At 72.0% G+C, this 11,227-nt stretch carries 5 protein-coding genes; 4 read left to right on the top strand and 1 reads right to left on the bottom strand.

Annotation, left to right across the window (positions count from 1 at the left end; all coding sequences use genetic code 11):
* The first annotated feature begins 453 nt into the window (after positions 1–453).
* The 4 genes from ppk2 to ACFWGD_RS12515 all read left to right on the top strand — a co-directional run bounded on the left by ppk2 (position 454) and on the right by ACFWGD_RS12515 (position 7,195).
* A complete protein-coding gene (gene ppk2 / locus ACFWGD_RS12530; protein ID WP_377779024.1) occupies positions 454–1,353 on the top strand; it encodes a polyphosphate kinase 2 in 900 nt (299 codons plus the stop codon).
* 142 nt (positions 1,354–1,495) lie between these two features.
* A complete protein-coding gene (locus tag ACFWGD_RS12525) occupies positions 1,496–4,108 on the top strand; it encodes a glutamate--cysteine ligase (RefSeq protein WP_377779023.1) in 2,613 nt (870 codons plus the stop codon).
* Positions 4,090–6,057 carry an alpha/beta hydrolase family protein gene (locus ACFWGD_RS12520; protein ID WP_377779022.1) on the top strand — a complete coding sequence of 656 codons (1,968 nt, stop codon included), beginning with the start codon at positions 4,090–4,092 and terminating at the stop codon, positions 6,055–6,057. The genes ACFWGD_RS12525 and ACFWGD_RS12520 overlap by 19 nt, the downstream gene beginning before the upstream one ends.
* Entirely contained in the window at positions 6,047–7,195 is a 1,149-nt protein-coding gene (locus ACFWGD_RS12515) for an amidohydrolase (RefSeq protein ID WP_377779021.1), read from the top strand. Before ACFWGD_RS12520 ends, ACFWGD_RS12515 begins: the two co-directional genes overlap by 11 nt.
* Before the next feature lie 22 nt (positions 7,196–7,217).
* Here the strand turns inward: ACFWGD_RS12515 and ACFWGD_RS12510 are convergent, their stop codons facing one another.
* A complete protein-coding gene (locus tag ACFWGD_RS12510; protein WP_377779020.1) occupies positions 7,218–11,225 on the bottom strand; it encodes a Pls/PosA family non-ribosomal peptide synthetase in 4,008 nt (1,335 codons plus the stop codon).
* Positions 11,226–11,227: the final 2 nt, after the last annotated feature.

Here is an 11,227-nt window from a genome sequence, read left to right as displayed (position 1 = left end):
GGAGTTGATTCGAAAGGTACCTACGGTGGTCGCCCTTGTTGTGGGTGGGGCGGTCACCGAGGTGGTCGGTACACCACGCTAGAGGACGCAACCCCCGGCCGCCACGAAGTCGGGGTGAAACGGGGAGTGGTCACCTCATGGACGGGGTGAATCGGGGAGCTGCCGCCACGAATTCGGAGTGAACCGGGGACCGATCACCACATGGACGGAGTGAAACGGGGGAGTGGCACCACGTGGTCGTCGTAAAGCAGGGGTGAAGGTCGGGAATGCGCAGACCCCAATGGCGACAAGCGGGCGGGGAGGCTCGGGAAGTGGAAACGGGTGCCGGGACGCGGCCCGGGGGCACCTGCCCGCGCCCGGGATTCCCCCGAAACGAGCCTTCATCTGCGAAAGGTGGCCGGTGCCACTGTCCGCCGCCCCGAATCGGGGGCGCTTCGCAGGTAGACTCGAGGCATGGCTGACACGAACGAAGAGGACTTCCACATCGTCGACCTGGCGGCGACCGAGGGGTACGTCGTCGACGACTCCGACGAGGACGATCCGGTGCTGGTCACCCCGTCCGGTGACCCGGTGCAGACGTGGCGCGAGAACTACCCGTACGAGGAGCGCATGACGCGCAAGGAGTACGAGAAGACCAAGCGCGCCCTCCAGATCGAGCTGCTGAAGTGGCAGAACTGGACCAAGGAAACGGGCCAGAAGCACATCATCCTCTTCGAGGGCCGCGACGCCGCCGGCAAGGGCGGCACGATCAAGCGCTTCAACGAGCACCTCAATCCCCGTGGCGCGCGCACGGTGGCGCTGGAGAAGCCGTCGCCGCGCGAGTCGACGTCGTGGTACTTCCAGCGCTACATCCAGCATTTCCCGTCGGCCGGCGAGATCGTGTTCTTCGACCGTTCCTGGTACAACCGCTCGGGCGTGGAGCGGGTGATGGGCTTCTGCACGGAGTCGCAGCATGCGGAGTTCCTGCGCGAGGTGCCGATGCTGGAGAACATGCTGCTGGGCTCGGGCATTTCGGTGACCAAGCTGTGGTTCTCGGTGACGCAGAAGGAGCAGCGCACGCGCTTCGCCATCCGCCAGGTGGATCCGGTGCGCCAGTGGAAGCTGTCGCCGATGGACCTCGCCTCGCTGGACCGCTGGGACGATTACACCCGCGCGAAGGAAGAGCAGTTCCGCTACACGGACACCGACGAGTCGCCGTGGATCACCATCAAGTCGAACGACAAGAAGCGCGCCCGCATCAACGCGATCCGCTACGTGCTGTCGAAGTTCGAGTACACGAACAAGGATCATGAGCTCGTCGGCGATCCGGACCCGAAGATCGTCCTCCGCGGGCGCGATCAGATCGGCGACTAGTTTCGCGCTTCAGGCCACGGTCCGTTCCGGATCCGGCTTTTCGCTTTGCGACGCCCCCGGCCCCCGCACCATAGGGTGCGGGGGTATCGGCTTTTTACGCCCCCGAAACGTGACCGTCATTCACTGCCCGTACGATTAGGGCATGAAAACCCTTAGTGTGCCAAAACTGGGGGTCGAAGAAGAATTCCATCTCGTCGACCTCGCCACCCGCAGCCTGGCTTCCCGCGCTCCGGACCTGCTCCAACGGCTGCCGGGCTCGGCGTTCGTCGAAGAGCTGCAGAGCTGCGTCGTCGAGCTCAACAGCGGAGTCACCGCCGACCTCGGGGACCTGCGGGACGAGCTGAGCCGGCAGCGGCGCCTCGTCGCCGACCATGCCAGGGAGATCGGCCTGGGCGTCGTCGCGGCGGGCACCGTGCCGCTGGCCTCGCCGGCGAACCTGTGGGTGACCGACAATCCCCGTTACCGGACCATGGCAGCCGACTACGCGGTGCTGGCGCGCGAGCAGCTGATCTGCGGCGTGCAGTTCCACGTGGACATGCCCGACCGCGACCAGGCGATCCAGGTGGCGCACCGCATCGCGCCGCACCTGCCCATCCTGCTGGCATTGTCGGCGTCGTCGCCGTTCGCCGCCGACGGGTCGGACACGGGGTACGCGTCGTCGCGCACCCTGGTGTGGAGCCGCTGGCCCGCCACGGGACCGCGGCCGCCGGCGAACTCCGCCGAGGAATACGACCGGCTGCTGGACCAGATGATCTCGTCGGGCTGCATCTCCGACCCGGGCATGGCGTACTTCGACGTCCGCCCCTCGGCCCGCGTGGACACGCTGGAGCTGCGGGTGTGCGACTCCTGCCCGTCGCTCGACGTCGTCGAGCTCATCGCCGGGCTGTACCGCGCGCTGGTCATGCGGGCGCAGGAGGACATCGCCGCCGGCGTCGAGGCCCCAGACATCCCCGATTCGCTCATCGTCGCGGCGCGGTGGCGCGCGGCGCGGTTCGGCATGGAGGGCGAGCTGGCGGATCTGCGCGACTTCACCTCGCGGCCGGCGCATGACGTCGTCCGGGATCTGGTCGAGGAGGTCGCCCCGCAGCTGAAGCGGGCCGGCGATCTGGAGGCCGTCCGGGAATTGACGGGCCGGGTGCTCCACCACGGTTCGTCGGCGTCGCGGCAGCGGCGGGTGCTCAACAGGCGGGCGCGGCTGGTCGACGTCGTCGACGAGCTCATCGCCATCACCTCCGGTGAGCGGGAGAGTTCCATCGGGGAGGCGTGGTCGGACGACGGCGGCCCGCGCGACTACCAGCTGGTGTCGCTTGCCGACGGGGCATTCGCCCACGACGAGGCCGTCGACGCCGATGGCGCGCCGCGATCGGGGATGGAGGACGTCCTCGAGTCGATCACGACGCTGGGGCCGGCGGAGCTGCGTCGTCGCCAAGCGAAGATGGAGCGCCAGGAGGAGATCGAGGGCGTGACCTTCCGCGTCACCGGCGAATCCGCGCCCCGGCCGTTCCCGGTCGACGTGGTGCCCCGCCTGATCGGGCCGGACGACTGGTCGATGCTCTCGCGCGGCCTGGAGCAGCGCTCCGTCGCGCTCAACCTCTTCCTCGACGACCTGTACACCCGCCAGCTGTGCCTGCGCGACGGCATCGTCCCGCCGGAGATGGTCGACCGCGCCACGGGCTACCGCCGGTATGGCCGGGCGGCGCGCCACAGGGTGCGGGCGAACGTCATCGGATCGGACGTCGTCAAGTCGGGCGAGGACGGCTGGATGGTGCTCGAGGACAATTGCCGGGTGCCGTCCGGCACGGCCTTCGCCATGGCCGCGCGCAGGCTGACCTCGACGTTCCTGCCGGAGATCGCGGCGCCGGGGACGCTGCTCGACCCGGGCGACGTCGGCGCCATGTTCCGCGACACCCTCGTCGCCGCGGCGCCGTCGTCGATCCACCCGGGCGCGTGGGCCCCGGTCGACCCCGACGACGTCGAGCTGGCGCTGGTGACCACCGGCCGGCAGGATTCCGCGTGGCACGAGCACTCCGAGCTGGCCCGGCTCGTGGGCATGGCCCTGGTCACGCCGGAGGAGCTGGTCGTGGACAACGACGTCCTCTACCGCATCTCGGATGGCTCGCCCAAGCGCATCGACGTCCTCTACGCCCGCATCGACGAGGACATGCTCATGTCGTCCAAGGGGGCGGACGGTTCCCCGCTCGGACCTGGCTTGACGACGGCCCAGGCCCTCGGCGCCCTGACCATCGCCAACGCGATGGGCAACGGCGTGGCCGATGACAAGGCCGTGTACTCGAAGGTGCCGGACCTCATCCGCTACTACCTGTCGGAGGAACCGCTCATCGCCCAGGTGCCCACGTACCTGTGCGCGGATCGCGAGCAGCGCGACCACGTGCTGGCGAACATCGGGGACCTGGTGGTCAAGCCGATCGACGGATTCGGCGGCGCCGGAGTGACCATCGGGCCGGAGTGCACGGAGGCGGAGCTCGCGGCGCGCGCGGAGGACCTGAACAACCACCCCGAGCGCTACATCGGCCAGCCGGTCGTCGGATTGTCCACCCACCCCACCTTCGACGGCGCGGGCTTCGGCCCCCGGCACGTCGACCTGCGGGTATTCGTCCACGCCCGCGAGGAGAACGGGGCCGTGGTCGCCCGCACCGCCCCCAGCCCGTTGACCAGGGTCGCGCCAGAGGGAAGCATGATCGTGAATTCTTCGAGAGGCGGAGGTGCAAAGGACACGTGGGTTCTGCGGGATTGACGCACGGGCGGGATTTCCGCACCACCCATGGCGCCACCGTCGCCCCCGACGGGTCGTCGGTCGCGTACCTCGTCGATGAAGGCGGCGGGCCGTACGCCGTGCAGCGTTTCCTCACCGACTGGCGCGCCGGCGACGTCCGACGGGTGCGGTTGCCGGTCGACGGGCCGGTGCACAAGATCCGCTACAGCGAGCACGGCAGCGTGCTGGCGCTGGAAGTCGCCCCCGGCCATGGCACCCGCACCGAGGTGTGGCTGGTCACCAGCGACCCGGCCGACTCGTCCGCGCGCCGCATGTCGGGGCCGGCGGACACGACCGTGCGGCTGGTCGGATTCGCGGGCGGCTACCTGTTGCTCACCGCCCGCGTGCCCGGCGGCAGCGACGAATCCCGCATCGTCGACCCCCGCACCGGCCGCCACGTCGTCGTGGACGGGCTGCCCGAGCACGAGCTGATGGACGCCCTCGATGACCGGGTGCTCATCCGCGCCGGGCAACGCGGCCGCCGTGGGCTGCTGCTGCGCAGGATGTCCGCCGAGCGCGGGCGGGTGGGCACGTGCCTGTCGGAGAAGCCCGTGGCGCCGTGGTCCGACGACGCCGATTCCTGGCCGGGGCGGTTGATCAGGGACGACTGGACCCGCGCCACCGGTGGCGCACGGATGTTGGTGCGCAGCGAGGCCGGTTCCGATGCCGCCCGGCTGGTGGAATCGGATCTGCGTCCCGACGGCACGTGGTCGGTGCGCGAGGTCGCCGCGCTGCCGGGCGCCGAACTCGACCACTTCGAACTGTCCGAGGACGCCGGCTGCGCGGTCCTGCTGTTCAACCGCGCCGGATTCACCGAGGTCCGGCCGTACGACGTCGCCGACCGGCGCCTGGGAGAGCCCATCGACGTGGGCGCCGTCGTGGCCACCGAACCGTCGCTCGACTACTCCGGCCGTCGCGTCGCGCTGACCATCCAGGGGCCGGGCCTGCCGGCGACGGTGGTGCTCCATGACCGGGAGACGGGCGAGACCGTCCACCTGGACCGGGAGCGCGTCGCAGGGGCCGTCGACGCATCGCTGGCCCCGCGCCGCCATTGGACGGAGGCGAGGGACGGACTCCACGTCGAGTCGCTGATCTACGATCCGCTGCCCGCATCCGGCGCGCCGGGCGGTGGAATGTCTGAGCCTCCCCCGACGATCATGTGGTTCCACGGCGGGCCGGAATGGCAGTCCCGCCCCGTGCACGACCCCATGGTCGAGGGCCTGCGGCGGGCCGGATTCCGCCTGGTGCTGCCCAATGTCCGCGGTTCGACCGGGTACGGCCGGGCCTTCGCCCGCGCCGACGACGTCGAGCTGCGCGGCGCGTCGATCGAGGATGCCCTCGACGTCGCCGAGGACCTCGTCACCACCGGGGCCGCGGCGCGGGCCACCCTCTTCTGCGCCGGCCGTTCGTACGGCGGGTACCTGACCAACTGCCTCATGGCCATGCATCCCGGGGTCTTCGCGGCGGGCGTGGCCGTTTGTGGCATGAGCGATCTGCGCGCCTTCTACGTGGAAACGGAACCGTGGATCGCCACGGCCGCGTACTCCAAGTACGGCCACCCCGTCGACGATGCCGAAGTCCTGGCCAGGTGGTCGCCGCTGCGCCTGGCAGACCGGGTGGCGTCGCCGCTGCTGGCCATCCACGGCGCCCGCGACGGCAACGTCGTGCCCGCCGAATCTCGGCGGATGATCCGCGCCGTCCGCGCGGCGGGAGGGTGCGCCGAGATGATGGAGTTCCCCGACGAGGGCCACGAGATCCTGCGGTCCCACAACATCGGCCGGATGATCCTCGGCATGTCGCTGTGGTTCGGCGACGTCATGGCCGGCCGCTGCCCGGACCTGGCCGCGCGAGGACTGGGCTGCATCGTCGACGTCGGCACGCCGGAACGGGCTCGCCGCACCACCGGAATGGAGAAGACGCATGACCGATGACGGGTTCGGGGCACGCCTGCGCGCGTGGCGCCGCGACATCCACGCCCACCCCGAGTTGTCGTACGGGGAAGAGCGGACGACGGGGGTCGTCGTCAAGCATCTGGAATCCCTCGGCCTGGCCCCGCGCAGGTTGCCCGGCACCGGCGTCATCTGCGACGTCGGGGCGGACGCGACCGGCGGCGGGCGCATCGCGCTGCGCGCGGACCTCGACGCCCTGGCGCTCGACGAGCAGACGGGCCTGGACTTCGCCTCGGCCAACCCCGGGGTCATGCACGCGTGCGGCCACGACGCCCACACCGCCATGCTCATGGGCGCCGCCGAGCTCCTCGCCGCCGCCGATCGGGAGGGGCGCTGCCCGCCGGCGAGGCTGGTTTTCCAGGCCGCCGAGGAAACCGTGCCCGGCGGCGCCCTCGACGCGATCGGGGGCGGCGCGCTCGACGGCGTCGCCCGGATCTTCGCGCTGCACGTCGACCCGACCCTCCCCGTCGGCGAATTGGGGGTCGTCGACGGGCCGATCACCTCGTCCAACGCGATGGTGACCGTGAACCTGCGCGGCGCCGGCGGGCACACCGCCCGCCCGCACCGCACCGCCGACCTCGGCTTCGCGCTGGGACAGGTGCTGACGACGCTGCCCGCCGTCCTCGACCGCCGCCTCGACCCGAAGTCGGCGACGGTCCTGACGTGGGGGCGCATCGAAGCGGGGGAGGCCCCCAACTCGATCCCCGCGTCGGGCAGCGCCCGCGGCACGCTGCGCAGCGCCGACGTCGAGGTGTGGGCGATGGCAGAAGACCTGGTGCGCGAGTCCCTCGCCGGGATCCTCGCACCGTGGCGGGTGGAGTGGGACCTGGACTACGTGCAGGGGGTGCCGCCGGTGGTCAATGACGCCGAGTGCACCGCCGCGCTGGTCGCGGCCGCCGAGGGGATCGCGGACGTGGTGCCCACCCACCAGTCGTCGGGCGGCGAGGATTTCGCCTGGTACCAGCGCACCGTCCCCGGGGCGATGGCGCGGCTGGGGGTCTCCGGCCCCGGTGCGGCCGGCGGGGGAACCGCCGACCTGCACCGGCCGGACTTCGACCTCGACGAAGCGGCGCTGCCCATCGGCGCCCGGGTGCTCGCCGGGGCGGTGCTGGGCTCCTAGCACTGCGGCGTCTGGGGCCCTGCTACCCCTTTGACCCCTTCGCGTCCTTCATCGGCTCGATGGGATTGCCCTGCCAGCGGGTGCCGGCGGGGACGACGTCGCCGCGCATGACCAGCGACGCGGGGCCGATCGTCGTCGACTCGCCGAGGCGGGAGGCCGGCAGCGCCACGGAATGCGGGCCGAGGGTGGCGCCCGGGGCGAGCTCGACGGTGTCGAGGCTCATGACGCGGTCCTGGAACAGGTGCGTCTGCACCACGCAGCCGCGGCCGACGGTGGCGCCTTCGCCGATGCGGATCAGGTCGGTCTCGGGCAGCCAGTAGGACTCGAGCCACGCGCCGTGGCCGACGTCGGCGCCGAGCCAGCGCAGCGCGCGGTTCAGGCCGCCGGTGCTGTTGCCCGGGATCAGGTACCAGGGCGCGGCGACGGTTTCGACGAAGGTGTCCTGCAGCTCGTCGAGCCACACGAAGCGGCTCCACAGGGCGTGCTCGCCCTTCTTGTGCGTGCCCACGCAGATCCACTTCATGGCCACGGTGATGAGCATCGCCAGCATGCCCACGATGAGCAGCACCGGCGACCCGACGAACCACGCCGCGGCCAGGCCGACCACGACGGCGAGCAGGTCCCGTCCGTCGACGCCGACCATGCCGTCGGCGAGCGCGATGATGCCCAGCGCCGCGCCCTGCATCGCCAGCAGCACCAGCAGCGCCAGGGCCAGGGAGGTGATCGGGGCGAGCAAACGCAGCGTTTCGACGGCCCCTCGCGCGGCCTTCACCCCGGCGCCCGGCCGGTAGGTGCGGTCCTCGCCGCCATCGACCTCGACGGCAACGCGGCGCAGGCGCTCCGGCGGGGATCCCCACCAGTTGGACCCCGCCTTGGCCTTCTTCGGGGTCGACGACAGGACGGCGACCAGGGAGTTCTTGCCCAGCTTGCGGCCGGGTCCGGCGATGCCGGAATTGCCCAGGAACGACCGGCGGCCGATGCGGGTCTCCTCGAGCAGCAGCCATCCGCTGCCGAGCTCGTAGCCGCCGACCATCGTGTCGTCGGCGAGGAAGGAGCCCTCGCGGATGTCGGTGAACTTCGGCAGCACCACGGCGGTGGAGATCTCCGCGTCGCGCCCGACCTTCGCGCCCAGCGCCCGCAGCCACCACGGGGTCAGCTGCGAGGCGTAGAGGGGGAACAGGTCGGTGCGCGCGGCGTCCATGAGCCGTTCGGTGGCCCACGCCTGCCAGCCCACGCGGGAGCGGACGGGGTGGACGCCGGCGGTAAGCCCGATGGACAGCAGCCGCACCAGGATCAGCGTCAGCAGCGCGTAGACCGCCACCGCCGCAACCGCCGCGGGCGCCGTCCACGCGAAGGCCAGGCCGATGGCACCGGCCCACGTCGTCGCCGGCGCGGCACCGGACCCGATGACCGCGGCGGCCGTGGCCAGCGCCGCCACCGGCACCATCGCCAGCACCAGCGCGGAGGCGCCGTAGATCGGCAGCCAGTACCCGCGCCGCGGCGGGGCCTCGACGGGGAAGCGGCGCTTGGGGCGGCCGACCTTGCGCGCGGGCGAGCCCGACCAGCGGGCGCCGGCCTTGACCTTCTTCACGCCCGTCACGCACGAGCCGGCCTCGACGTGGGCGGCCTCGCCGACGACGGTGCCCGGCATGAGCGTGCACCGCGCGCCGACGCGGGCCTCGGCGCCGATGCGGATGCGGCCGACGTGCACCACGTCGCCGTCGACCCAGTACCCGGAAATGTCGGTCTCCGGCTCGACGGAGCAGTAGTCGCCGAGCTCCACGAAGCCGGTGACCGGCGGAAGGGTGTGCAGGGACACGCCCTTGCCCACCTTCGCCCCCAGCGCCCGGGAGTACCACAGCATCCACGGGGCCCCGCCGACGCCGCGGGCGCCCGACGCATCCGCCAGGCGCTCGGCGGCCCACAGCTTCATGTGCACCGTGCCGCCGCGCGGGTGGTCGCCGGGCTCCACGCCGCGCATGAGCGCGCGGGTGGCCAGCGCCGTCAGCGGCAGCGTGCCCAGCGGCGTGATGAACAGCACCGCCAGCACCACCGCCAGCCACCACGGCACCGGCAGCGCGAACTGCGAACCCAGCCCGTGGGCGATCGCGTTGAGCACCGCCAGCCACGTCATCCACTTCGCGGCGCGGATGGTCTGCAACGGCACCATCGCCAGGGATTGCGCGTGGCGCGTGGCCCGGGGGACCGGCTTGACGACGCGCTTCGGCTCACGGTCCGCCGTGCCGGTCGCGGAGTCGTCGTCAAGCGAGAGACCGCGCGAACCGAGCTCCTCGGCGAGCCGGCCCAGGCGCGGATGATCGTAGAGATCGCGGACCGCGACCTGCGGGGCACGCTCGCGCATGCGGGCGACGACCGTCGCCGCGGCCAGCGACGTGCCGCCGAGCGCGAAGAAATCCGCCGCCGCACCCGGGGCGGGCACGGCGAGGACCTCGGCCCAAATGCCCGACAGCCACGCCTCGATGGGGTCCAGGCCCTCGAGGGCGGAATCGTCGGCGGCTCCGGAGGCGTCGGTCGGCAGCGGCCAGGGCAGCCCGGCCTTGTCAACCTTGCCCGAGGTGCGCACCGGCAACTCGTCCATGACGTGCAGGCGCGGGACCATCGCTGCGGGCATCTCGGCGCGCAGGCGCTGCATCGAGGCCTCCGCGTCGACGTTGGCCGCATCGCCGCCGGCGCCGACGTAGCCGACCAGGATGTCCTGCCCCGCGGCCTGGCGGACCTGCACGCTGGCCTGCGTCACGCCCGGCAGCGCGGCGAGATGGGCCTCCACCTCGCCGAGCTCGATGCGGCGGCCGCCGATCTTCACCTGGTCATCGACGCGGCCCACGAAATGCAGGCCCTCCGGCTCCAGTCGGACGTGATCGCCCGTGCGGTAGGCGCGGTCCCAGCCGATGGTCGGCATGGGGGCGTACTTCTCCGCGTCCTTCTCGGGGTCGAGGTAGCGGGCCAGGCCGACGCCGCCGATGACCAGCTCGCCGACCTCGCCGGCCGCGACGGGCTTCTCGTCCTTGTCCACGACGACCAGATCCCAGCCGTCGAGGGAAATGCCGATGGTCACCGGCTCGCCCGGCTCCAGCTTGGCGGCGCAGGCGACGACGGTGGCCTCGGTGGGGCCGTAGGTGTTCCAGACCTCGCGCTCCGGCGTGGACAGGCGCTCGACCAGCTCCGCCGGGCAGGCCTCGCCGCCGACGATGAGCAGCCGCACCGAATCCAGCGCTTCGGCGGGCCACAGGCCGGCCAGCGTCGGGACGGTGGACACCGCCGTGATCGACCGCGAGATCAGCCACGGGCCCAGGTCCATGCCCGAGCGCACCAGTGACCGCGGCGCGGGGACCAGGCAGGAGCCGTGCGCCCACGCGATCCACATCTCCTCGCACGAGGCGTCGAAGGCGACGGACAGGCCGGCGAGGACGCGGTCCTCCGGGCCCAGCGGGCCGTCGGGGTGGTCGACGAGGAACAGGCGCGATTCGGCGTCGACGAACGCCGCGGCGTTGCGGTGGGTGACCGCCACGCCCTTCGGCTTGCCCGTCGACCCCGAGGTGAAGATGATCCACGCGTCGTCGTCCGGCCCCGGCTCCCGCGCGGGCTCCGCGGCGACGTGGCCCGGCGTCAGGTGCAGGCCATCGGCGCCGAACCAGCCGGCGATGCCGGCCTCGCCGAAGACCATCTCGGCGCGCTCGTCGGGGTCGTCGGCGTCGACGGGCACGTAGGCCGCGCCGGCGGCGAGGATGGACAGGATGGCCACGTACAGCTCGCGGTTGCCCGAGGGCATGCGCACGCCGACGCGATCGCCGGCGCCGATGCCGTTGGCGCCGAGCCACGCGGCTGTCTCGTCGATCTCGGAGAGGAGATCGGAGTAGGTCATCACCACGTCGCCGTCGTCGAGCGCCGCCGCCTCGGGGTGCTCGGCGGCCGTCGCCCGCAGGATGTCCATGAGCGTGCGCTCGGGCGCCGCCAGGTCCCCGCGCAGGTACCGCGCGGAAATGGGGATGGGGTCAACCGGACCGGTCATGT

The organism is Corynebacterium sp. NPDC060344 (assembly GCF_042725215.1).
Classification (GTDB): Bacteria; Actinomycetota; Actinomycetes; order Mycobacteriales; family Mycobacteriaceae; genus Corynebacterium.
This window is presented reverse-complemented; position numbering and strand designations above follow the sequence as displayed.

What these genes read in the sequence shown, in the direction of transcription:
- ppk2 (WP_377779024.1), top strand. Translation starts at nt 454, where the DNA reads ATGGCTGACACGAACGAAGAGGACTTCCACATCGTCGACCTGGCGGCG.
- ACFWGD_RS12525 (WP_377779023.1), top strand. Translation starts at nt 1,496, where the DNA reads ATGAAAACCCTTAGTGTGCCAAAACTGGGGGTCGAAGAAGAATTCCAT.
- ACFWGD_RS12515 (WP_377779021.1), top strand. Translation starts at nt 6,047, where the DNA reads ATGACCGATGACGGGTTCGGGGCACGCCTGCGCGCGTGGCGCCGCGAC.
- ACFWGD_RS12510 (WP_377779020.1), bottom strand. Translation starts at nt 11,225, where the DNA reads ATGACCGGTCCGGTTGACCCCATCCCCATTTCCGCGCGGTACCTGCGC.